Raw genomic sequence first — 25,511 nt, 5'->3', positions numbered from 1 at the left:
TTTAGAAACTGGACATTTCTAACCTAATTGTAATAAGTGGATGATAAATCACCTATCGCCAGTATTCTGCTTATTAATAATCTTCAATGAATATGGGTAAACTTTGCTTCATAATGCGTTGTGCTATTACAGCTTTAATGGTTAAGAAAACATAATTTTTATACATCTATATTGAACTACAGAAATTCTTTAATTTTAGATAGTTTTTATATTAAATATACTTAATTTAATAATAAAAGATTTCTAAAATGTATGTTTATCCGGAAATAGAACCCAAAACAAGGGGAATGGTACTATTTGGTGGGTGAATGAGGAGTTTTGGTAAGGGGAAAGCTCATTTTTACTTGTGAACATTCTGAATCACATTTAAAAATCTGATATCCAATTGCTTCTTTAGGCAAAGGTTTTTTGAATAGCAGTCGCTACCATAAACTAAACTCCTACCTATGATTCAATTGATTTATTATGAAATGCTCCGAAAAATCTCTTAGATGAAATCAAATTTAACTGCCATGCCGCACATATTCTATCATACAGGCTATGTTAAATTCCTTTTATACTTGCTTTACTAGCCGCGACTTTCTTGGATAATGGTACCAAATATCATCTGAGTATCAGTATACAACACCAAACATCAGCTCTCCATAGTTTTATAATTTATAAGCTACTATGGTTCGAAGTCGTTGTACTGGGTATATCTATCCATTTCTCAGACTCACATGATGTCAGCCAGTGTGGCGCCGGCCTTGCCCACGCGGATGTTGTCGTAGAAGAGCACGCGCTTGTCGGTGGTGGTCTTCTCGCTGGCCCAGTCGTCCTTGTAGACGCCCAGCTTCCACTTGGGCAGGTCGCCCGAGTACATGTTGCCCCCCTTGCGCGAGACCACCTGCTTGCCGTTGATCCACATCTCCGTCAGGCCGTCCGAGCCGCTCGAGTGCACCATGTGCACCACGATGCTGTGCCAGCGGTCCTTGGCCACCGGGGCCAGGTCGATCTTGTCGCGGTTGTCGGAGTCGTTGCCCACCACCAGCTGGAAGCGGCCGGCCTTGGTGCGCAGCATGGCCGAGGGCGTGCCCAGCCCGCTCTGGTACCACTGGTTGATCACCTCGTCGTCCACCTCGTCGATGTAGTCCTTGGCCGGGAAGTAGGCCTGGAAGGCGTACCACATCTCCTTCTGCACGTTGTCCTTGACGATGGTCACCTCCGCCCGGCGGCTGCCCTTCACGTCCGGGTCGTCCTGGCGCAGCTCGAAGCGGGCCGCCTTGCCCGAGTCGCCCGGCTTGGAGACGAAGGTCAGCGAGTGGGAGGCCCCCACCTCGATGCCGTGGGCCGTGGAGAAGGGGTCGCCCCCCTCGAAGGTCTCCTGGTAGAGCAGGCTGGCCGAGGTGGCCAGCTGCGTGGCCGCCGAACCCATCCCCGGGTTAATCTCCTCTAGGTCTTTCTTATCGCATGAGAATGCTACTGCGCCCACCAGCATGGGCGTTAAAATATAACGAAGTCTAAGGTTCATCTTGTTTGGCTAAAGTTGAAAAATTGTTTTTTAATGTTGTACTAATTTAGTTTAAGATACATTTTTGGTTGTTTCTAAGGCGGTAGCGTTACATTGGCAATCCCGCATTTAAAAACATAACTTTTACTTAGTGCACTCTCCTAAAAGTGTTATCATACATCCTCCATTTCTCTTTAAGGCTCAACATTTAATACTAACTAACTCTCGAAGTAATAAGCTCTGTACAATTGCACATTTTACTTATATGTCTCTTGCAAATGTAAGCGAGTTCATCTCAAAAATAAAAACCCAATAGCACTCAAATAGCCTATTTATCAATAATTCCTTAGTTATAATTAGATTAGTTCAAAAAAATGCTAAATTTTATCAAAACCTTATGAGTCTAGGTGCCGTTCCACCTTCTTAGATTATTGAATTATAACTTGTATTTTTTTAAATCGAGTTAAGCTTACAGAATCTTTATGCCTCACTCTCAGCCTTGGATAAATTAATTTAAGATTTGAAGAACGCATTCTAAAGCAGGAGCCTAGACAATAGTATAATAAAATGCATGGCAGAGAGAATGCAAGTGAAGCTTATAGTTGAAACTGTATAACATGTTTACATTCTATGTTATGATAAATCAAATATAGTCGACTTAACTAGATAGGGTACCAAACATGATGATGGCAAACTACTTCTATAGAATGTTTTTTAGACATCAGCATATGCATATATTAATGGATGCCGTGCTACAAAAAGGGGATTGTAATTATTATGTCCCAACAGTTGGGCCGAATGTAAAGCTTTCAAATGTATTCTTTAGTGCCTGCTTCTCTTACTAACTGCCTATTAGGCAGCCTGCAGCAAATAGCTATCTAGGTATACAACATAAGTCCCACTGTTCCTAACTATGTCTTCAAAGTATAAGTGAGACACACAATCCCTCCAACTCGGGCTAGTATAGCTTAAGATGGAATGATAGTTTTATTAGACACCTAATTCAGGTAAGATATCCAAATCACTTGATTAAAGTAAAGAGCTAAATGAATTGCTAAGGATTCAAAATCTAGTCTCTATACCTGCCATTTTGAAGGTATAGAGACTAGATTTTTGGGTAGAGGGGGTAAATTTAGCTGCAGCCGCTTCTATTTAAAGTGTAAGATATTTTACTGAGGAGCCAGTGTAGCATGCTATACATTAGATATCAATTGTCCCTTCACTAGAAATATAATACATTTTACTAAGTATAGTACAAATAAAAAAACTTTTATGTACCTATCCGCTTATATATAGTTTGATAAAATGGCAAGTACTTTAAACAATCATGAATACACTTGCCAGACTTAAACGGTGGTTTACTACTGAATCAATACCTCAACAAATTATAGATTTATCATTCTACTTATGAAAAAATTTACACTCCTGGTGGTATTCACCTTCTTCATCTCATTCCTGGCAGCAGCCCAGTTTACCTCCATAACCAGCCTTAACCCCAGTCCTGTTGATGTTGGTGCAGGGACCCAGGATAAGTCCCAATCCAAATCGTTTTTCCATGACGGCAAGCATTGGGCAGTCTTTGCCAACTCTACAGGCACGCACCTCTGGCGACTGGATGGAAAGTCTTGGACGCATGTACTGATGTTAGCTACTAGGCGTGGCAGGGCTGATTGCAAGGTAGTGGGCAATGTCTTGCATGTCTTGATTTTCCAGAACAAGACTTCACATTTAGTATCCCTTGAATACGTGGCAGCCTCGGCTACATTTAAAATTTGGCCACAAAGAACTTCAACAGTGAATTTTCTTTTTGACGGTGAAGTACAGACTGCCACCATTGACATGGATGGTACAGGGCGAATGTGGATGGCATATGTTAGGGGTACCAGCGTTTTGGCTCAGTGGAGTGACTCTCCGTATGCCAGTTGGAGTTCCCCTGTGATATTAGCTACTGGTGTAAGGACCGACGATGCTGCTGCTGTTATTGCCTTACCAGGCAAAATAGGGGTATTATGGTCTAATCAAGTCACGAAAAGATGGGGGTTCAAAACGCATACGGATGGCGCGTCCCCTTCTAGTTGGTCTGATGACGAAGTGCCTGCTTCCCAGTCCGCTCTAAGCATTGGTGCGGGTATGGCTGATGACCACATGAACATGAAAGTCGCCAGTGATGGAACCTTGTACTGCGCCACTAAAACCGGATACAATGACTCAGGCTATCCATTGATAACCTTGCTTGTCCGTAGACCTAGTGGAAGTTGGGATGACGTTTACAATGTCTCTAATACAGGAACTACACCAATCGTTACCCTGAATGAACAAGCTGGTAAGCTAAGGGTAATTTATGCTTCAAAAACATACGGTGGTGACATATTATATAATGAGTCTCCAATGTCTCAGATTTCATTTGGCCCAAAGCTAACATTAATGCCAGGTAATGCCTACCGAGATCCTGTTAGCAGTAAGCAAAATTTCAGGCCAGATGGTGTAGTGCTCTTTACGGACGCAACTGCCGGCATTGTGGCGGGAGTCATAGCTAGTGATAACACGACAACACCACAGCCTACAGTTCCTGCAGCCCCCATTCTCGCGAGTCCAGCCAATGCTGCTACTGGCATAGCACTTAATCCGACGCTAAGTTGGAACTCCTCATCCGGTGCCGAAACCTATCAAGTGCAGGTGGCAACTTCATCAGGCTTTGCCTCAACTGTGTATGATAAGAGCGGTATAGCAAACACTTCGGTGCAAGTGAGCGGATTAACAAATAACACAGTTTATTACTGGAGAGCACGTGCTACGAACGGAGCAGGAAGTAGCAATTGGTCTACCACTTGGAGCTTCACCACGGTTGAGGCAACAGCTGTTCAGTACACTCTAGCAGTCACGACAGTTGGCAGCGGCACGGTGGCCAAGAGCCCCAACCAGAGCACCTATGCGGCTGGTAGTACCGTCACGCTGACGGCATCGCCGGCGGCGGGCTATGAGTTTGCCGGCTGGAGCGGCGCGGTCAGCGGTACGGCCAACTCCACTACCGTCACCATGGACGGCAATAAGGCCGTGACAGCCACCTTCACGGCCGTGACCACGCCGCCGGCTCAGTACACCCTGGCCGTGAGCACGGTTGGCAGCGGCACGGTGGCCAAGAGCCCCAACCAGAGCACCTACTCAGCCGGCAGTACCGTCACGCTGACGGCCTCCCCGGCGGCGGGCTATCAGTTCGCCGGCTGGAGCGGCGCGGCCAGCGGCACAGCCAACCCCACCACGGTGGCCATGGACGGCAACAAGGCCGTGACGGCCACCTTCACGGCCGTCTCCACAGGGGGGGCACAGGTGACGGGCTTCGTGCTGGTGAGCGCGACCACCGAGCAGGANGCCCATGACCATCTCCTTCACGATTGTGCAGGAGGGCACAACTCCGACACCGACTCAGTATACCCTGAACGTGAATACCTCCGGCAACGGCACAGTAGTCAAAAGCCCGAACCAAACATCTTACACCAGCGGCAGCACCGTCTCATTGACAGCCTCGCCGGCAGCAGGATACCAGTTCGTGGGTTGGTCGGGTGACGCCTCTGGCACGGCAAACCCATTGTCAGTGACCATGACAGCCAATAAGTCCATAACGGCTACGTTTCAGGCTATCCCAGCCAGTGGCTATACCTTAACAGTCAATACGGTAGGCAGTGGTACGGTTATCAAGAATCCGAATCAAGCCACTTACGCCAGCGGCAGTTCCGTCACACTTTCGGCCACGCCAGCCAGTGGATTCCGTTTCGTGGGCTGGCGTGGCGACGCCAGCGGCACGCAAAACCCCTTGACGGTGATGATGACCGGTAACAAATCTGTGACCGCTACCTTCGAGGCCATCACAACGACCGGCTATACCTTGACTGTTTCGACAGTTGGCAGCGGCACGGTGGCCAAGAGCCCTGACCAGAGCACCTACGCGGCTGGCAGTACCGTCAGCCTGACGGCCTCTCCGGCGGCGGGCTATCAGTTCGCCGGCTGGAGCGGCGCGGCCAGCGGCACGGCCAACTCCACTACCGTCACCATGGATGGCAACAAGGCCGTGACGGCCACCTTCACGGCCGTCTCCACAGGGGGGGCACAGGTGACGGGCTTCGTGCTGGTGAGCGCGACCACCGAGCAGGACCTGCAGCCCCTGGCGGACGGGGCCACCATCAACCTCTCGGCGCTGGCCAGCCCCAAGCTCAACATCCGGGCCACCACCTCGCCGGCCACGGTGGGCAGCGTCAAGTTCGAGCTGACGGGGGCCATGAGCAAGACCTACGCCGACAACGCCCCTCCCTACGCCCTGCACGGCGACGACGGCTCGGGCAACTACTTCTTCGGCAACTGGAACCCGCCGGCCACCGGCACCTACACCCTCAAGGCCACCCCCTATTCGGGCGCTAAGGCCACCGGCACCCCCGGCACACCTATGACCATCTCCTTCACCATAACCTCTGGAAGTAGCCTAGCGGCGACTTCCGTGAGCACACTGCAAGACGTGAGCCCGGAGCCGGAGAAGCTGACGGTTTATCCAAATCCATTCTCCGATAAGGCGACAATAAACTTTAGCCTGGAAGAGGATAGCGACTATACGGTGAGTCTGTATGATGCCAAAGGAACTTTGGTGGCCTTGCTGAAACAAGGTCGGTCCAAAGCTGGGGAACGCAATACAGTAGAAGTGGACGGCACGAAGCTTCCTAGAGGGCTATACCTGGTCAGGCTGCAGGCAGGTTCCAGCGTAAACACAGTCCGGTTGATATTAGAACGCTGACGCTATCAGTCATCAACAAGGCACAGCATATGTAATGAGAATTCTATTTAAAAACGCAAAAAATACACCATGAAACTTCTCTTAGTAGCCCTATTCAGTATCCTCCCTTTACTGTCTTTCTCACAAGGCTTCAGTGTGATGATAGGCAACACTGCCTACCCAACGGACAAGGTGCCCGAGCATGTCACCTTGCCCGATAAGGTTAAGAAGCTCAGGATAAAGACAGATAGAGCGGAGCCAGCCTCCGGACCCTTCATTGTACAGATAGGAGAGGAGGAGCACAGCTTTGCAGGAGATGGAGCTTACCATGATGTGGAATTCTCCCATGACATACGGGGCCTGGTGGTATACCTCATGGACAACAAAAGAAAGGTACGCGGAAAGCCCTTCATACTGAAGAAAAGAAAATAGCCAATTCTGCAAACCATACGGGGGGATACCAGCTGCACTGCCTTGTCTGAGGCAGTGTAGCTGGTATATGAATCACGGTGATGCCCGGGCGCCTGCTCAGGCTTGGGGAACAGAAAAAGTGAATGACAAATGCGCGTGCCATAAGAAACACATAGAATCCACATGAAAAAGAAATCCAACCCTGGAAGCAGTGATTTGGCTCAGAAACCGAATCAGGATGAAGTCATACCTGCAGCAGGCATCAAGAAGTTTTCTGGGAGCTGTTTTTCATCGCAGCGTATACCTGTAAAGTCATTCTGGCTGCTTCTGTTGCTATGGGCCACGAGCCTGATGCCTGTGGCGGCACAGAATCCCATTGTAGTAGAAAATGCCAAGGCGGGTAACCCTTCCTCTGAGTGGCAAATAAGCGGGGCAGGTGACCTATCCATCCAGGGCTTCGCGACGGACATGAGCTACAACGTAGGCACTACAGCGCGCTTCAAAATCAAGACAAGTGCACGGGCCTATACCATCAGAGTCTATCGCATCGGGTATTATGGAGGAAACGGCGCTCGTCTTCAAGGTACGGGAACTGTAACGGCCACTTTGCCGCAGAGCCAGCCCAACTGCCTGACCAACTCCACAACAGGTTTGGTAGACTGCGGAAACTGGGCTGAGTCAGCGAGTTGGGCTATACCTGCCACCGCTGTGTCTGGCATTTACATCGCCAAGCTTACCCGCACAGACACAGGAGGCTCCAGCCATATCACGTTCGTTGTTCGTAACGATGCCAGCACATCCGATTTGTTTTTCCAAACCTCTGATGCTACCTGGCAGGCCTACAACGTGTACGGGGACAACAACAATGGAAAGAGTCTTTATACAGGTGCCGGTGGCAAAGCCGTGAAGGTAAGCTATAACAGACCTTTCCTGACCCGGGATGGCGGTGGGGGAGGTGGCCCGCAAGAAGACTGGCTCTTCAATGCAGAATATCCAATGGTCAGGTGGCTTGAATCCAATGGCTACGATGTTACCTATACCACAAATGTAGACAGCGATCGCAGGGGCAACCTGATAAAGAACCATAAGGTGTTTCTCTCGGTAGGCCATGACGAATATTGGTCTGGAACCCACCGGGCACACGTAACTGCCGCCCGCGATGCCGGTACTCACTTGGCATTTTTCAGCGGCAACGAGGTTTACTGGAAAACACGCTGGGAAAACAGCATTGACGGAAGCGGCACATCACACCGAACGCTGGTTTGCTACAAAGAAGGGGGTTCTGGGGAGAACACCTGTAGCGGTAAGTGCGACCCAAGCCCAGAGTGGACTGGCCTGTGGCGTAGTGGGTGTGAGTACAGGACAGGCAATCCCTTAGTGGATGGTTGCAACCCCGAAAATGAGTTAACTGGGCAAATCAGCTGGAAGGAAAACACGGTGGCTCTTCAGGTTCCTAGTACCTACAGCAGGCTTCGCTTCTGGCGGAATACGAGTGTTGCATCCTTGGGCAGCGGACAGACAGCCAGCATGACCTTTGGAACCATCGGCTACGAATGGAACGCGGAACAGGAGCAGTTTAGGTCAACCTACCCCAGCGGCAGAATCATTCTCTCCAGAACTGTAATTGATGGCAATAACCACCATCTGTCGCTCTACAGGCACAGTAGTGGAGCACTTGTTTTTGGAGCGGGCACTGTCCAGTATTCCTGGGGTTTGGACAGCAATCACGATCGGGGTAGCGCTGCGCCAAGTGTGGCCTTGCAGCAGGCAACGGTCAATCTGTTTGCTGATATGGGGGTTCAGCCCGGAAGCATTCGTGCCGGTTTAGTAGCTGCGACAGCCTCTACAGATGCGCAGGCGCCGGTAACGACTATTTCCTCCCCTGCAGAAGATGCTAGTGTACCCTTTGGAACCTCAGTCACCGTAACAGGCACTGCCACAGATAACAGTATAGTAGCAGGGGTTGAGGTGTCAACGGATGGAGGAAATACCTGGCGACTCGCAAACGGCACCACCAACTGGAGCTATACCTGGACGCCTGCGGTACAAGGCACTGCCACCATCAGAAGCCGCGCTTTTGACGACTCGGGCAATATGGGTTTACCTACAGTACGCAATGTGACCGTTGGCGGAACCGTGACCGTTAACTGCCCCTGCACGGTCTTTCAGCCATCTTCCGCCCCAACCGGGACTCTTCAGAGCGACGGACAAGCTCTACAACTGGGCATGAAGTTCCGCTCCTCAGTCAACGGGTTTGTGACGGGGGTTAAGTTCTACAAGCAGAGCGGCAACACGGGCACCCACACCGGCCAGCTCTACAGCGGCTCCGGGGCGCTGCTGGCCTCGGTGGTGTTCCAGAACGAGACGGCCTCGGGCTGGCAGCAGGCGGCCTTCTCCAGTCCGGTGGCCGTCACGGCCGGCACCACCTATGTGATAACGTACCACAGCAGTGCCGGCACTTACTCTGCGAATGATGATGGCTTCAGCCAGGCGATTCTGAACGGCCCACTAGCCGGTCTTCAAAATGGGACCGATGGACCGAATGGCATATACCGCTATACCTCCTCACCCGCTTTCCCTACGAACAGTTTTTCCTCCAGTAACTATTGGGTAGATGTCGTGTTCAATACGTCAACTTCTCCTGGTAACCAGATTCCAACGGCGGCGCTCACCTCCCCAGCTAATAATGCCACCTTCACCGCACCAGCCACCATTAACTTGTCAGCTTCAGCAGCTGATGCTGATGGAACCATTAGCAAAGTAGAGTTCTTTCAAGGCACCACGAAACTAGGGGAAGACCTGACCAGTCCCTATACCTTTTCTTGGAATAATGTTTCGGCAGGCACGTACCAACTCACTGCCAAAGCAACGGACAATGGAGGTGCTGTTACTACATCTGCTGCAGTAAATGTCACAGTTTCTGGTACTGCCAATGTTCCCCCGACGGTTGCGCTCACATCTCCGGCTAACAACGCCACGTTCACCGCCCCGGCGAGCATCAGCCTCAGCGCCACGGCCTCCGACGCGGACGGCAGCGTGGCGCGGGTGGAGTTCTACAACGGCACCGCCAAGCTGGGCGAGGACCTGACCAGCCCCTATGCCTTCAGCTGGGCCAATGTGCCCGCCGGCACCTACCAGCTCACGGCCCGGGCCTTCGACAATCTCGGCCTGTCCGCCTCCTCGGCGGTGGCCAGCGTCACGGTGGGCGGCGCCCCATCAGGTTGCCCCTGCACGGTCTTCCAGCCATCTTCCGCCCCAACCGGGACTCTTCAGAGCGATGGGCAGGCTCTACAACTGGGCATGAAGTTTCAGGCGTCGGTAAACGGCTTGGTTACGGGAGTTAAGTTCTACAAGCAGAGCGGCAACACGGGCACCCACACCGGCCAGCTCTACAGCGGCACCGGCACGCTGCTGGCCTCGGTGGTGTTCCAGAACGAGACGGCAACGGGCTGGCAAGAGGCGGCCTTCACCAGTCCCGTGGCCGTCACGGGCGGCACCACCTATGTGATAACGTACCACAGCAGCGCCGGCAACTATTCTGCAGACGACGGTGGCTTCAGCCAGGCTGTTGTCAATGGTCCGCTCCGAGGCCTTGCCAATGGTGAAAGCGGTCTGAACGGAGTGTATAGGTATACCAGTGCCCCCGCCTTCCCTAGCAGCGGTTATCAAGCCAGTAACTATTGGGTGGATGTGGTGTTTAATACAGGAACTACCACAGCCAACCAGCCGCCAGCTGTTAGTCTGACTGCGCCGGCTAACAACGCCACCTTCACGGCCCCTGCTAGCATCAGCCTTAGCGCCACAGCCTCTGATTCAGATGGCAGTGTGACCAAAGTAGAATTCTACAACGGCGATGCTAAGCTAGGAGAGGACCTGACCAGTCCCTATACCTTCAATTGGAGTAATGTAGCAGCGGGGACCTACCAGCTCACGGCCAGGGCTACAGATAATAGTGGGGTAGTTACAACCTCAGCTGCAGTGAGTGTAACGGTAAATCCGCCAGCCAACCAAGCTCCAGCAGTTGCAATTTCCTCCCCGGCAAACAATGCTACCTTCACGGCTCCAGCCTCCATTAGCATTTCGGCTAATGCCTCAGACGCAGACGGTACAGTATCGAAAGTAGAGTTTTACAATGGCTCCACAAAACTAGGTGAAGATTTGTCCAGTCCCTATTCCTATAACTGGAGTAATGTAGCAGCGGGCAGTTATCAATTGAGTGCAAAAGCCATTGACAATAACGCGGCTGTCACGACTTCAGCGGCAGTCACTGTTACTGTTACCGGAGCAGTCAATACGCCTCCAACGGTGACCATCATATCGCCTGCTAACAACGCCGCTTTTACTGCACCGGCTACCATTGCTATCAATGTGAATGCCTCAGATACAGAAAGTGGTGTAGCTCTCGTAGAGTTCTACAATGGGACCACGAAACTAGGGGAGGATGCTACCAGTCCCTATACCTATACCTGGAACAGCGTGGCAGCCGGGAGCTATGCTTTGACTGCTCGTGCCACTGACAATGCTGGTGCCAGTGCCACTTCTGCTGTAATAAACGTTTCGGTGAACGCACCCGCTAACCAGCCGCCAGTCGTGAGCCTAACCTCCCCGGCAAACAACGCCACGTTCACGGCCCCAGCGAGCATCAACCTCGGCGCCACGGCCTCCGACACGGACGGCAGCGTGGCCCGGGTGGAGTTCTACAACGGCACCGCCAAGCTGGGCGAGGACCTGACCAGCCCCTATGCCTTTAGCTGGGCCAACGTGCCCGCCGGCACCTACCAACTCACGGCCCGGGCCTTTGACAACCTCGGCCTGTCGGCCTCCTCGGCAGCGGCCACCGTCACGGTGGGCGTTGCTACATCAGGCTGCCCCTGCACCGTCTTCCAGCCGAGTGCGGCCCCAAATGGCGCTCTTCAGAATGACCGTCGGGCTATACAGTTAGGTATGAAGTTCCGCTCCTCGGTGAATGGTTTTGTCACGGGGGTTCGGTTCTACAAGCAGAGCGGCAACACAGGCACCCACACCGGCCAGCTCTACAGCGGCTCCGGGGCGCTGCTGGCCTCGGTGGTGTTCCAGAACGAGACGGCCTCAGGCTGGCAAGAGGCGGCCTTCTCCAGTCCGGTGGCCGTCACGGCCGGCACCACCTATGTGATAACGTACCACAGCAGTGCCGGCCATTATTCTGCGAATGACAATGGCTTCAGCCAAGCCATCGTGAATGGTCCTCTCCGAGGCCTTGCCAATGGAGAAAGCGGTCGCAATGGGGTGTATAGGTATACCAATACTCCTGCCTACCCAACCAGTAATTACCAAGCCAGTAACTACTGGGTGGATGTGGTGTTCAACACAGCCGTTGCCTCCAGCAGCCAGGTCCAGACTGCTGTGATAGTGAATGAGGTGGTGGAGGAGAGCGCTCACCCTTCTCTGCTTATATTCCCTAACCCTTCTTTAGGAGAAGGTATACAAGTGGAAGTTCAGGGACTGGAAAGCATGGAGGGATTCTCGATTACACTCTATAACAGCACAGGCAGCGAAGTGGCAGGCTTCATCATGCAGGCAGATGAGGATGGAAACTTTAAGGAGGAAATAAAGTTCTCACCAGAACTGCCTAAAGGAGCTTACACTGTCAGGATGCAAAGTGAAAAACATGCACTTGGACAGACGCTCATCATCAGCAAATAATCTATGGAATCAGGTATAGCGAGCTGAGGCAGAGGCATTATTTTGGCTCAAAAATTTGCTGTTGCAATTCGACAGTATCCTCAACAGCGGCGCCCCCCGTAATAATGCTGACGTAAAGCTCCTCCACTTTTTTTGAGTCGTCGGTTATCGTGCTCTCAATGCGTACGGAGGCGGCGTTCTCAGTGCTCAGCAGAATATCCAGAAACTCAGCCACTGTAAAGACGCCAAGTATGCTGTCATCTATGTCTACATGGATGATGGCGTTATCTGTGAAATAACGTCGGATTGACGGGCGCCATTGGTCTTTCGTTTCAAGAGGTATCTCGGTATTCAGTAGGCCGTTGAGGTAGCCATTCAGGCTGGTTGGCCGGGTATAGGCAGGTTTCCTCTGCGCTGAAGGCTTTTGCTCTACCACGGCTGGTGCTACCTTCGGGCTAGTAGCAGGCGCTTTGGTCTGTGTGTCCTTCTCCTGTCGGACAGGCGAGGAATTAGCCGGTTTCGGTATAGTAGTCTGCTTTGACGGGGAGGCAGTAGGTAGGCTAACATTTTCATCTGTTTCTGCGGCAGAGTCCTCAGCCGAATGTCCCGCATTCTGAGAGGTGCTCTTTAGAGTAGCCACGATGTTTTCTGGAAGTTTTCCGCCAAGCAGGTAGAAATACGCCCCCGCCAGCACCGCCAAGGCTAGCAGAGAGCCCAGCAGGATGGGTATCCAAGGTTTTCGCCTTTTGTAGACTATGGATTTCGCCGTTACATTCCCGAAGTTGCCATACGATTTCCATTTGCTATACTGCAGAAAATAATTCGCCTCCTCTTCCAATACATGGGCGCTGGGCCGTTTCTCAGGTTCGGGTTGCAGGCAGGCTCTGACCAGGTTACTCAATATGCGCGAGTAGGGGCCAGGCAGATAGGGTATCTCAGCTCCTTTGAGCAGGCTAACGCCCCCGTTGCCTAACCAGGGCAACTGGCCCGTACAGAGTTCATAGAGTACAACCCCGAGTGAGAAAACATCACTTGATTCACTGTGAACAGGATGCTTGCCAAACAACTCTGGCGCCGCATAGGCGGTAGCTGATAGCTGTTCTATACCTGCCGCTTTGTGCAACCTGTTGTGCAAGGGGCTGCTGACCTGTGGCGTGGTCAAAACATATAGCCCATCTTCAGACAATAGAATGTTATCCGGAGTCACCTGGCGGTGTATCACAGCAGGCTGACGGGAGTGAAGGTATGCAAGCGCACTGCTCACATGTGCCAGCACCTCTGCTACCTGCTGTTCTGAGAAGGCACCCGCTTCGACCAGTTCATCACTCAACGAGCCGTGCGCCATCAAGGGCATCACCAGGAACGGTACGTCGGTATGGATTCCAAACCGGATGGGTCGCAGCAGGTGTGGGTGGTCAAGAGAGGCCAAATCCTCTTGTTCCTTCTCCAACTGTTCCAGCGTACGGTTATCCAGGCGGATGTGTGGCGTGAAAATTTTGACCGCGACCCATGTGCCGTCTGCCGTCCAATCCTCTGCTCTCCAGACCTCCGCTATACTTCCTGAACTCAGCCGCTCCTTCAACAGGTAATGTTCAGCAAATATTTGGTTTGTATTCAGTGTACTCATAGATAAGGATTCCTCAAAGGGTAATACGGGAATTAGTAGGCAGGGGTAGGGGAATCTTAATTGCTTACGGTACAAGAAGGGATTTGCAATAGAAGAGAGGCCACAACTTTAGCACAAGTTGCAGTTTTAATTATAGGCTGTCATGGGTTACATGCTCTAATGTTGCTGTTTTAGCTTGATTAGGTGTAACTAAAATGTTGGATTATAAACGAGTTACCAATACAACAAAGTTTAGATAGGAGCCTTAGTCTGGCTTCGACATTTACATTAACTTCCAACAGTCGTTAGTAGTACTTACTCTAAAGCTCATGCACTAGCTTGATGCTTCTATCTCTATTGTTGGTTTGCAATTTCAGTAAATAGAGCCCCTTTGTAAAAGCAAAGCGCTCCAGGCTGATAGTGTTCAAAACACCCGCCACGGCGCTCCCTTCCTTGATAACTGCTATTCGGGCACCTTTGCTATCATACAGGGTTAAGGAATAATTATCGTCTTCGGGGATAACGAAATTGATAGTTGTCGTGAATGAGAATGGATTGGGATAAGCTATAAATAACTTGTCCTCTGATTCTCCGTCGTCCCCGGTACATGCTAAGGGGGGGTCTGTGTTGGAAGGGTCATCTGTCGCGAGTACTCCAACTACATTTGTTTCATTAGAAGCAAGTATAACTGCTTCATTATCAGTGCTTTTTTTGGTGGTTGTTGCATAATTGAAGAAACCACTCATTAGGCTATACTTTTTACAGAAAGATATACTAGAGAGAAGAGATTCCTTGTATACAATGTCTCCTCCATAGGTTTGTGAGGTATAGACAATGCGTATTTTACCAATTTTTTCATTTAGGAGGATTATGGGCAAGGTGCCTGATTGTGATACTTCGTAAAGTTTGTCCCATTCTCCTGAAGGTCGTCTCACCAAAAGGCCTATGAGCGGGTATCCCTTCGTGTTATAACCAGTTTTTATGGCACAATACAATGTACCATCACTTGCAACCTTCATGTTGATATGGTCATCAGCCATTCCTGAGCCTATGCCTAAAGCTGAACTGGAGGCAGGAACTTCATCGGCGGTCCAATCGGAGGGGCTTTTTCCATCCAAATGTGTCTTGAACCCCCACCTTTTTGTGTTTTGGTTTGACCAGAGAACACCTATTCTACTTGACTGAGGCATAGATATCACAGCACTCATGTCATCTCCCCTTACTCCAGAGGCAATCGTAATGGGGGAACTCCAGTTACTGTAAGGCGAATCACTCCAGCGGACGTTGATATCACCGCTAGCTCCGTTTGAGGCAATCCATAGCCTTCTTGTCTTGTCCATGTCCATAGAGGCTAACGCGACTCCTTCTTCGAGAGTGATTCCTACAGCAGCGTTTTCTCCCTGAACGTGTTTGAACGTAGAGTTTGACTTGTCATATTCAACAGATATGAACTGTGATGAAGTACCAGAGAATAGGAGGATGTGTACCAAATTCCCATCTATTACATAATCTGCCAGAGAGTTTCTGGTTACAAGCTTCAACACATGCTTCCAAGATGTTCCCTCCAATTGCCAGAGATGTGTGCCATCAGTATTTGCTAATATTGACCAATGTTTATCATCATATGTAAAAACCTTAGCCTGCTGTTTTTCCCGAGTAGCATAAGCCTGGGCCTCTAATGGCTCTAAATCAGTGACAGATGTGAACTGAGCAGCTAGTTCAAAAGAAAGAGTTAGGCAAAAAATCAAGATAAGGGTAGCTGTGTTTTTCATGTCGCGGACTTTGGGTCTAAATCAAAAATATGAGGTAATGAAATTTGAAAAAGCTTAATGTCTAATGAATGTAAGTGATAGCTCACACCATGAAAAATAATATTAAGCCAATTGCAAGGAGAAAGCGCTTATATGCATTTACGTATATAATAAACAGTAGATTCATTTAAACACTCTTAATAATATTTTTTAAAATTTATAATGATTTAAATTATAAATCGGATAAAACTCATTATAAACCCTACACGAACGCTAGTTCTGTTTTAGGCTTTAATCTATATTACTATGCTTCTGTAGTTCTATCAGGGTATATATTTTATACCTTTAGTTCATCCACCATATACTAATCTGCACCGTGGTTTTATGCTTATAGATGAATCAATTTGAATATGGAGTAGGTTAGTTATATATAAGGGCTGGATTTATATAAATCAATATGAAAAATCATCCGCTTTATATTTGAAGGCGACATAACACATTTATTTTTCAAACGAATACTCAAACAAGTTCTAGCAATTCGGGGCGAATAGCATGTTCCAGTTGTCCAACATCAAGGGACAGATGCTACTTATGTTGATTTAATAAATGGCATCTTAATTTGAGAATAGCTAGGCTAAATCACTTCAGATTGACTAATCATGGACATGGGCTAATTCCATTTACCGAATATGAGGCGATCCCAAAATAGAAGAGCTGCAGCACTTGCTGCAGCTCTTCTATTTTGGGATCGCCTCTGGACAATTCTTCTCACGTTCCATACGCATATGGAATTTGGGTGGAAGCGCTACCTGTTCAATATGAGTTTTACTGTCTGGGTAGCAGTCGCTGTTTGTAACCTGACAAGGTAAATCCCTTTGGGTAGATTGGCTCCGTCTACATCAAGTGAAATGTTTTCCCCTGTCGTTGCATTGCCTTGCGCCAGATTTCTAACTACAAAACCTCTCGCGTCATATAGAGAAACGGAGTATCCGCCCGCTTCAGGGAGGGAGAAACTTAGGTTGGCTCTATCTGAGAATGGGTTAGGGTATACCCTAAGATCGGCTTGTGGCATTCCAGGAGAGCTTTTGTGGAGGGTGTTACCATTGCTCCTGGAAAGACTATTAGAAGTGATGGTGAAGGAGATGGTCATGGGGGTGCCAGCCGTTCCCCTGCCCTTGGCCAGCGAGTAGGGTGTGGCCTTGAGGGTGTAGGTGCCGGTGGCCGGCGGGCTCCAGTTGCCGAAGTAGTAGTTGCCCGAGCCGTTGTCGCCGTGCAGGGCGTAGGGAGGGGCGTTGTCGCTGTAGGTCTTGCTCATGGCCCCGCTCAGCTCGAACTTGACGCTGCCCACCGTGGCCGGTGAGGTGGTGGCCCGGATGTTGAGCTTGGGGCTGCCCAGCGCCGAGAGGTTGATGGTGGCCCCGTCCGCCAGGGGCTGCAGGTCCTGCTCGGTGGTCGCGCTCACCAGCACGAAGCCCGTCACCTGTGCCCCCCCTGTGGAGACGGCCGTGAAGGTGGCCGTCACGGCCTTGTTGCCATCCATGGTGACGGTAGTGGAGTTGGCCGTGCCGCTGGCCGCGCCGCTCCAGCCGGCGAACTGATAGCCCGCCGCCGGAGAGGCCGTCAGGCTGACGGTACTGCCAGCCGCGTAGGTGCTCTGGTCAGGGCTCTTGGCCACCGTGCCGCTGCCAACTGTCGAAACAGTCAAGGTATAGCCGGTCGTTGTGATGGCCTCGAAGGTAGCGGTCACAGATTTGTTACCGGTCATCATCACCGTCAAGGGGTTTTGCGTGCCGCTGGCGTCGCCACGCCAGCCCACGAAACGGAATCCACTGGCTGGCGTGGCCGAAAGTGTGACGGAACTGCCGCTGGCGTAAGTGGCTTGATTCGGATTCTTGATAACCGTACCACTGCCTACCGTATTGACTGTTAAGGTATAGCCACTGGCTGGGATAGCCTGAAACGTAGCCGTTATGGACTTATTGGCTGTCATGGTCACTGACAATGGGTTTGCCGTGCCAGAGGCGTCACCCGACCAACCCACGAACTGGTATCCTGCTGCCGGCGAGGCTGTCAATGAGACGGTGCTGCCGCTGGTGTAAGATGTTTGGTTCGGGCTTTTGACTACTGTGCCGTTGCCGGAGGTATTCACGTTCAGGGTATACTGAGTCGGTGTCGGAGTTGTGCCCTCCTGCACAATCGTGAAGGAGATGGTCATGGGCGTGCCAGCCGTTCCCCTGCCCTTGGCCAGCGAGTAGGGTGTGGCCTTGAGGGTGTAGGTGCCGGTGGCCGGCGGGCTCCAGTTGCCGAAGTAGTAGTTGCCCGAGCCGTTGTCGCCGTGCAGGGCGTAGGGGGGTAGGTTGTCGGCGTAGGTCTTGCTCATGGCCCCGCTCAATTCGAAGAGCACGCTGCCCACCTCTCCCGGCGAGGTGTTGGCCCGGATGTTGAGCTTGGAGGTCGGCAGCGCCGAGAGGCTGATGGTGGCCCCGTCCGCCAGGGGCTGCAGGTCCTGCTCGGTGGCCGCGCTCACCAGCACGAAGCCAGTTATCTGCTGCGCGGATGGAACAACAGGCGGGTTGATTGTGATATTGAAGTTGTCAGTGGCGTTACCTCCCTTTCCATCATTGGCTGCTAACGCAATGCTCAGCGATGCTGGACTACCTGTAGGGGGAGTGCCACTGAACGTGCGTGTGGTTCCATTGAAACTCAGCCAGGCTGGCAACTGACCTCCACCTGCTAGACTAGCTGTGTAGGTCAACGGGTCGCTGTCCGGGTCAGAGAACGTGTTGGCGGCAAAGGTGAAGCTGAAGGCAGTTCCTATCGTGGCAATCTGGTCAGGCACCGGGTTCAGGACTATAGGTGCCTGGTTGGCTGGCGCATTGACCACAACAGTTACTGGAGCCGTCGTGCTCACCGCTCCGCTGTTGTCTGTGGCCATAGCCGCGATTTGATAAGTACCCGCAGCCACATTAGTCCATGTGAAGGAGTATGGGCTTGCGTTATCCACGTTTAGTTTGGTGGTGCCATTGAAGAACTCCACTTTGGCTATGGTACCATCTGGGTCAGAGGCCGTTGCAGCGATAGTGATGCTGGCAGGTGCGGTGAAAGTGGCATTATCAGCCGGAGATGTAAGTGTCACCACAGGTTCCTTGTTGGCAGGCGCTGTCACTGTTACGCCCACGGTAGTTGAGGTTGCCACGGCTCCGGCGTTGTCTGTGGCTTTTGCCGTAAGTTGGTAGGTGCCTACCGGCACAGCGCCCCAGTTATGTCCCCATCCGTCGAGGCCATTAGTGTCTTCACCTAGTTTGGTAGCCCCGTTGAAGAACTCTACTTTACTGATTGTACCGTCCGTATCGGAGGCATTCGCGCTGATGCTAATAGCGGCAGGGGCTATGAAAGAAGCGCCATCGACAGGCGAGGTGATGGCAATGACCGGCACCTGGTTGGCTGGAGGATTGACGGTAATGGCCACTGGAGCAGAGAACGCCTCGCCCCCTTTGTCATCCGTCGCCTTAGCTACCAACTGATAACTGCCCAATGGCACATCAGTCCAGGTATAGCTGTATGGGCTTGTGGCATCCTCACCCAGTTTCGTGGCGCCGTTGTAGAACTCCACCTTGGCAACGCTTCCATCCGAATCAGACGCCGTGGCCGTGATGGCAATGGTTGCGGGCGCTGTGAAAGTGGCATTGGCAACCGGACTGCTTATGGCGACTGTCGGTGCCTGGTTGGCTGGTGCATTCACGGTAATGTTTGCTACATTGGAGACCGTTACAGCTCCTTTGTCATCGGTGGCTTTCGCTGTCAGGGAGTAGGAGCCAACAGGTACGGCTGCCCAGGTAAAGCTCCAGCCGCCGCTCTCGTTTGTATCTTCACCAATCTTCGACTCCCCATTATAGAACTCCACTTTGGAAATACTACCATCCTCATCGGAGGCAGTTGCCGTGATGCTAATAGATGCCGGAGCTGTAAACGAGGCGCCTGCCGTAGGTGAACTGATGGCAACTACCGGCGGCTTATTCGCAGGGGCATTCACCACTATATTCGCCACGTTAGAAATAGTGACGGCGCCTTTGCTGTCGGTGGCTCTCGCGGTCAATGCATAGGAACCAACAGACATACCACTCCAGGTATAGGTATAGGGACTGTCCGTACTCTCGCCGATTTTGGTGTCGCCCTCGTAAAACTCTACCTTACTCACAGTGCCGTCGCTGTCTGAAGCAGTCGCTGTCAGGGAGATAACGGCCGGAGCCGTATAGGTGGCCCCATCTGCCGGTGCTGTCAGGCTTACGACAGGCGGAGTATTGGCTGGCTCGTTGACTGTGATGTTCACTGCTGCGGCAGAGGCCGCGGCTCCTTTGTTGTCAGTAGCCTTTGCAGTCAGGGCATAGGCCCCCACGGTCACGTTGCTCCAGGTATAGCTCCAACCATCACTGCCGTCCGAATCCTCTCCCAGCGGTATGTCACCTTGGAAGAATTCCACTTTGCTTACGGTGCCGTCTGAGTCCGATGCATCAGCGAGAAGCGTAATGGAGGCTGGCGCTGTGAAAGTGGCTCCGTTGGCGGGCGATATAAGCGCTACAGTAGGTGCCTGGTTGGAAGACGGTGTTTTGGAGTCAAATACCACATCTACCCAATAATTTGCCGCCCGGCTGTTATTATCCGTTGGGAACGTTGGGGTGTTGCCATAGGCGTACACTCCATTAGGCCCGTCCTCACCATTGGCTAGTGCGCTGAGTGGACTGGCATTAAGGGCAAGGGTGAAAAACTCGTTTGTGGCAGAGTAAGTTCCTGCGCTGCTATGGTAGGAGATGACGTAGGTAGTACCCGCCGTGACGGCCACCGGACTGGAGAAGGCCGCCTGCTGCCAGCCCGTTGCCGTCTCGTCCTGGAACACCACCGAGGCCAGCAGCGCCCCCGAGACGCTGTAGAGCTGACCCGTGTGGGTGCCCGCGTTGCCGCTCTGCTTGTAGAACCGAACTCCCGTCACAAAACCGTTGACCGAGGAGCGGAACTTCATGCCTAGCTGCAGACCTTGACTGTCATCAAACAGTGTGTTAGTGGGTGCATCAGCAGGTTTGAAAACTGTACATGGGCAGACCGCAGTCACGCTTATGCTGATTGGCTCAGAGGTTGTCGTGGCTCCTCCATTGTCTGTTGCACGTGCGGTAAGCTGGTAGCTTCCTCCTGTAGCAGCATCCCAGGTATAGCTCCAGCCGTCACTGTTGTCTGTGTCTACGCCCAGCGGTACGTTACCTTGGAAGAATTCCACTTTGCTCACAGTACCGTCTGAGTCCAGCGCATCTGCCGTGATGGTTATATTTGATGCGGCATCAAACGTAGCGTTGTTAGCCGGCGAAGTGATGGCTACGGTAGGCGCTGCGTTGGCCGTTCCTGAGACAGAGATAGCAACCGCTTCTGAAGTAGAAGACAGGCCTGAATTATCGGTGGCTTTGGCAGTAATTTGGTACGCACCTGCTGCTACCCCACTCCAAGTGAAGGAATACGGGCTGGTCAGGTCCTCCCCTAGTTTGGCTGTCCCATTGAAGAACTCCACCTTCGCCACAGTTCCATCGGAATCTGCGGCTGTGGCAGCAATGGTCACCGTAGCCGGTGCTGTAAAGGTGGCACCAGCAGCAGGTGAGGTCAGCGCTACGGTGGGGGTTTGGTTGCCCGGCGCAGCGGTGGTATTGAACACCGCATCTACCCAGTAGTTGGCAGCTCCAAAGCTTTCATTTGGAAATGCGGGGGAAGAGGTATAGCGGAATACGCCATTCGGTCCATCTGTTCCATTCTGGAGCCCACTTAAGGGCTCATTCAGAATAGCCTGTCCAAATCCGTTAGAAGTGGCAGAGTAAGTTCCTGCGCTGCTATGGTAGGAGATGACGTAGGTGGTGCCCGCCGTGACGGCCACCGGACTGGAGAAGGCCGCCTGCTGCCAGCCCGAGGCCGTCTCGTCCTGGAACACCACCGAGGCCAGCAGCGCCCCCGAGCTGCTGTAGAGCTGACCCGTGTGGGTGCCCGTGTTGCCGCTCTGCTTGTAGAAGCGAACCCCCGTCACAAACCCGTTGACCGAGGAGCGGAACTTCATGCCCAGTTGCAGGGCGCTATTGTCGTTATTCAGGTTGCCTGTTGGAGCGTCATTTGGTTGAAACACGGTACAGGGGCATACGGCTGTGACGGAAACAGTAATAGCTGCAGAAGTAGTAGTGGCGCCTCCATCGTCAGTGGCTACTGCGGTAAGCTCATACGCCCCCGCCTTAACTTCAGTCCAAGTATAGCTCCACCCGTCGCTGCCGTTCGTATCCACTCCTAGCAAAGCACCACCCTGGTAGAAATCTACTTTGCTTACGGAGCCGTCGTTGTCCAATGCGTTGGCTGTGATGGTAATGGAGGCAGGTGATGTGAAAGCTTCATTGCTGGCAGGTGACGTGATATTCACGACAGGCGCCTGGTTAGGAGTAGCATCTATATCATAGACTGCCACATAATTTCCCGAGGTACAAGGGAAAAAAGCATATTCTATACCCTTGATGGTCTCCATTCTGAAAGTGACTGGAGCCCCGTTTACTGTAAGGCTTAACAAGCGTCCTGTTGCCTCTGTGACAGGCAGCATCCCTTGCAGGTTTCGTGCCCCGCTTGCCACACTTGCTGTGAAGCTTAGCTCACCTCCATTCCAAGCCATGGAGCTGAAAGAGGAACCGTTTCGGCCATCGAGCCAGGTGAGCAGCTGCTTGGAAGAAATAACCGGCACGTTGCGGGACTTGGCAGAGGCGATGATGGCATCAGACCCATCGGAAGTGTTGGCATCCGTATGCATGTTCGCGCAGAACACCCCGTAATACCCTTCTTTTCCTAAGGCTTTGTTAAGCAACTGGTCTATCGTGTAGGGGAATGACTGGTCTGACTCGTCTGTCATCTGCGTGGCCAGTTGGTACACGTCGATGATGCCGCCATCCAAATCAGCGAAGCGCATGGGTATACCGGAACCTGTGAACATACCAGGTCTGTCCTGCACCCAGGGGCTGGGCCAGTAATAGTAATTGGCGTCTAGGCGTATACCCTTTGGTCTTATCACTTTGGGCTGCGTGTGCCAGTCGCTCCAGGCTATACAGTGTGTACGGTTGGTAGTGGGTGCGGCAACTCCAGAGTATTGTGACTTGAATTCAGCCAGTTGGCTGGTCAGGTTCTGCTCCAGGGAGGTTGGGGTGTAGTTGGAGCAGTTGGTGTTGAGGTGCAGTGCCACTTCAAAGCCCTGCTGCTCAAACGCCACTGCCTCTGAGTTTGTGAGTGGTGTGCCAGGGTAGATGTACGAAGTTCCCCTAATCGCTCTCCAGTCTGCCACCGCCGCGGCGCTGTTGTCGTCGCTCATCTGCAGGTATTGGTTGAAGCGGGCTTTCGTGCCACCGTTGCCATGGTCATCTCCCGTCATCACCACGGCCGCCTTAAGCCCCCTGGGCAGGTACCACAGACGGGGCATAGGCTTACGGGAATGAAGCGTGATGATGTTCGCCAATAAGCGCTGCTGCTCATCGGCCTGCGGGATGGCTACCTTGCTTAAATCCACCCAGTCAGGGTAGTATTGGTCATCGGAGCGTATAGGGCCAGCCTGCCCGTCCCTTTTCTGTCCTGCCCACTCCGGGTTCCCTTGGCGGGTATAGATGATTGATTTGGCCAAATCGAAAGTGAAGGCAACGGCTGTGCCTCCCAGATTGCCTACGCTGTTTGACGTAACTGCCGGGTAGGTAGTGGCTGAGTTGGCTGAAGAATAAAGCGTAGCTAATTTTGTGGCGCCGTTGACTGCATATAAATCAGCTTCGCCCTGGTACTGCATGGTCTGGCTGACGATTCCTTTACCGGGCCCGGTAGCGGTGTGTACGAGAAGGTACTTGTTTGCCAAGCTACCGCTTCCAGGAGTCAGGCCTAAGAGCGGCGCAAGTTTGGCGTCGGGCCTGAAAGCTATCAGTGTGCCGCCTGCGTTGGTCCAGTCGCTGAACATGGTCACCTGTGCGCTGGTAAGCGTAATATGTCCGAGGATTACCACATCATAGCTGCTGAGCATGTCTGCTGTGACGGCGCCAATGTCAGCGGTGGTGAAGCCATTCAAACCCTCTGCGGTCAGAATCTCAGAGGGATACTGGCTGAATTTGTTACCTGATGAACTTACCAGCAGGATAGACTTTCCGGATTCGGCAACAGCAGCCTGTGGCTGAACGGATACATCCACTGATGCATTTTCTCGTTGGCCAATCTCTTGAATGGCACCTCCCCTTTTCAGCTCCACCGTATTTTTGTTGGTGGCTAGAAGGTATGCCGGACTGCTTTCTGTCTCCTTCATGTAGCTGGAAGCAACAGCTGATGAGCTGGGCTGTGCTGGGCTCATCCTAGACACTAATTCCAGAAAGCTCTCAGGTAAAGCTTGATGCACCCTTAATTGTGCAGAAGCGACAAAAACGGTAAAAATGGCAATCAGGTGTAAGAGGAGCTGCTTCCTAGAAACAATTGCGGTAGATTTCATGCGCATAATGTTTTGTTAAAATTTAAGCGATGTGTTAGGTGAAAAGCCTAGAAAAGCTAAGTCGCTAGCGTAGGAATATCAGGTATGGCAACATGCGTCAAGCGGCCTGGTGGTAACAATCAAAATAACCAGGCAAGTGGTACTACAGCACTAATCGATACAATTGCACTTAAAACAGTAAAGCACAATTAGCTTGCGTGATACTAAAGGAGATTATGATAGATGCGGAAGTAAAGCAGTATTTACAAATATTATAAATCTGATATTTATTTTACTTTTGCAAGCAAATATTTACTCTAATTAATTACGAATGTAAATTTATATTAGATAGATGCAAGTTCAAGTTTTTGACGAAAATGATGTGCTGACTGGTAAAGGTATAATTTCAACTATGTTAAAGGCTAAAATATTAATAAGGTAATATAAAGCCAAAAGTGCAGCGTGTAGAAGCTTTTGGTTGTCCGAAGTAGAAACGTACTCAATGTGTTGTGATTACCAGTTAGCACTGTACCTGATTTATTTGAAAGGCCTGAGCACAACTGACACCTGTACTGACTCTAATTTGAATTCCTGGGCGCTGTTGCCATACTTAATGCCAATGTGATTGATACCATGCATGACCCTAGCATCAATTGAAAGTATACTCGTGGGACTGTACTCAATACCTGCTGCAGCCCCAATGTTCCTTGCTTCGGTTTCGTGCATGATGTCCAGCGAACTGCCCTCAAAATCCTGCTGAGCGTGTAACAACAAATCGAACTGTGGGCCAGCTAGAACCGCGATTTTGGGCATCACCTGGTATTTGAGCAGCACAGGCAGGGAGAGATAGCCAAGGGTATACCCGAGTCCCTCGGCTTTTGCTTCTCCTTGTAAGTGCGCATACAAGTACTCCTGCTGCAAGTACAGCCTTTTGTAAACCATGATTTCAATCACCGCGCCTCCTGCTGCACCTACACCCCAGAAGCCCTCCACTGGAGTGGCAGGCTTCGGATAGCCTTTGTTGAAATTCATGTTTGACAGGCCAATGCCCGCCTTTGCACCCAGGCGAACCTTTTTCTGAGCGGTTGCCTCCTGTGTTCTATTTGACAGCAGTGTGCTATCTATTGCCGGTCCGTCCGACAGTTGAGCAATATGTCTATTCCTCGCATTAGCCAGGCTGGGTAGAGCGAACAAGAGCAGGAAAAGAAGGGGCAGATGCATATAAAAAGAAAGATAGCCTATAATCACAGTTCATCAGAATGGCAAAGACAGCAGGTGTCCCCTACTGCACGAAGAGGAGACGTTCTCCCATTTACGCCCGCCCCTACATGGTTGAGCAG

Annotated in this window: 8 protein-coding genes and 1 pseudogene; 4 read left to right on the top strand and 5 right to left on the bottom strand. The window is 51.6% G+C overall.

What is annotated here, in order from left to right; genetic code table 11:
- Positions 1 to 715: 715 nt before the first annotated feature.
- Entirely contained in the window at positions 716 to 1,510 is a 795-nt protein-coding gene (locus tag B051_RS22075; protein WP_083919463.1) for a polysaccharide lyase, read from the bottom strand.
- Between the two features lie 1,386 nt (positions 1,511 to 2,896).
- Between B051_RS22075 and B051_RS23005 the strand changes: the two are divergent.
- The 4 genes and pseudogenes from B051_RS23005 to B051_RS22890 form a co-directional block, all read left to right on the top strand.
- A pseudogene (locus B051_RS23005) lies at positions 2,897 to 4,786 on the top strand (InlB B-repeat-containing protein); the annotation flags it as partial.
- A 76-nt stretch (positions 4,787 to 4,862) separates the two neighbouring features.
- Positions 4,863 to 6,269 carry an InlB B-repeat-containing protein gene (locus B051_RS22745; protein WP_083919462.1) on the top strand — a complete coding sequence of 469 codons (1,407 nt, stop codon included), beginning with the start codon at positions 4,863 to 4,865 and terminating at the stop codon, positions 6,267 to 6,269.
- 69 nt (positions 6,270 to 6,338) lie between these two features.
- On the top strand, positions 6,339 to 6,680 hold the full coding sequence (locus B051_RS0116270; protein ID WP_018479283.1) for a hypothetical protein: 342 nt from the start codon (positions 6,339 to 6,341) through the stop codon (positions 6,678 to 6,680).
- Positions 6,681 to 6,842: 162 nt separating this feature from the next.
- Positions 6,843 to 12,341 (top strand): DUF4082 domain-containing protein, encoded by a 5,499-nt coding sequence (locus tag B051_RS22890; RefSeq protein WP_018479282.1) that lies wholly within the window; start codon positions 6,843 to 6,845, stop codon positions 12,339 to 12,341.
- 37 nt (positions 12,342 to 12,378) lie between these two features.
- On the opposite strand, the gene B051_RS0116260 is transcribed toward B051_RS22890, so the two are convergent.
- From B051_RS0116260 to B051_RS0116245, 4 genes are all read right to left on the bottom strand, one after another.
- Positions 12,379 to 13,947 (bottom strand): serine/threonine protein kinase, encoded by a 1,569-nt coding sequence (locus tag B051_RS0116260; protein WP_018479281.1) that lies wholly within the window; start codon positions 13,945 to 13,947, stop codon positions 12,379 to 12,381.
- A 299-nt stretch (positions 13,948 to 14,246) separates the two neighbouring features.
- Positions 14,247 to 15,698, bottom strand: a complete 1,452-nt coding sequence (locus tag B051_RS0116255) for a T9SS type A sorting domain-containing protein (RefSeq protein ID WP_018479280.1) — start codon at positions 15,696 to 15,698, stop codon at positions 14,247 to 14,249.
- Between the two features lie 784 nt (positions 15,699 to 16,482).
- Entirely contained in the window at positions 16,483 to 24,012 is a 7,530-nt protein-coding gene (locus B051_RS22060) for an Ig-like domain-containing protein (protein ID WP_169336219.1), read from the bottom strand.
- Between the two features lie 696 nt (positions 24,013 to 24,708).
- Positions 24,709 to 25,392, bottom strand: coding sequence for an outer membrane beta-barrel protein (locus B051_RS0116245; protein WP_018479278.1), 684 nt, complete (start codon positions 25,390 to 25,392; stop codon positions 24,709 to 24,711).
- Between the last annotated feature and the right edge of the window lie 119 nt (positions 25,393 to 25,511).

The organism is Pontibacter roseus DSM 17521 (assembly GCF_000373265.1).
Lineage (GTDB): Bacteria > Bacteroidota > Bacteroidia > Cytophagales > Hymenobacteraceae > Pontibacter > Pontibacter roseus.
This window is presented reverse-complemented; position numbering and strand designations above follow the sequence as displayed.

Coding starts and splice junctions, on each gene's coding strand:
- B051_RS22075 (WP_083919463.1), bottom strand. CDS start 1,510: ATGAACCTTAGACTTCGTTATATTTTAACGCCCATGCTGGTGGGCGCA.
- B051_RS22745 (WP_083919462.1), top strand. CDS start 4,863: ATGACCATCTCCTTCACGATTGTGCAGGAGGGCACAACTCCGACACCG.
- B051_RS0116270 (WP_018479283.1), top strand. CDS start 6,339: ATGAAACTTCTCTTAGTAGCCCTATTCAGTATCCTCCCTTTACTGTCT.
- B051_RS22890 (WP_018479282.1), top strand. CDS start 6,843: ATGAAAAAGAAATCCAACCCTGGAAGCAGTGATTTGGCTCAGAAACCG.
- B051_RS0116260 (WP_018479281.1), bottom strand. CDS start 13,947: ATGAGTACACTGAATACAAACCAAATATTTGCTGAACATTACCTGTTG.
- B051_RS0116255 (WP_018479280.1), bottom strand. CDS start 15,698: ATGAAAAACACAGCTACCCTTATCTTGATTTTTTGCCTAACTCTTTCT.
- B051_RS22060 (WP_169336219.1), bottom strand. CDS start 24,012: ATGAAGGAGACAGAAAGCAGTCCGGCATACCTTCTAGCCACCAACAAA.
- B051_RS0116245 (WP_018479278.1), bottom strand. CDS start 25,392: ATGCATCTGCCCCTTCTTTTCCTGCTCTTGTTCGCTCTACCCAGCCTG.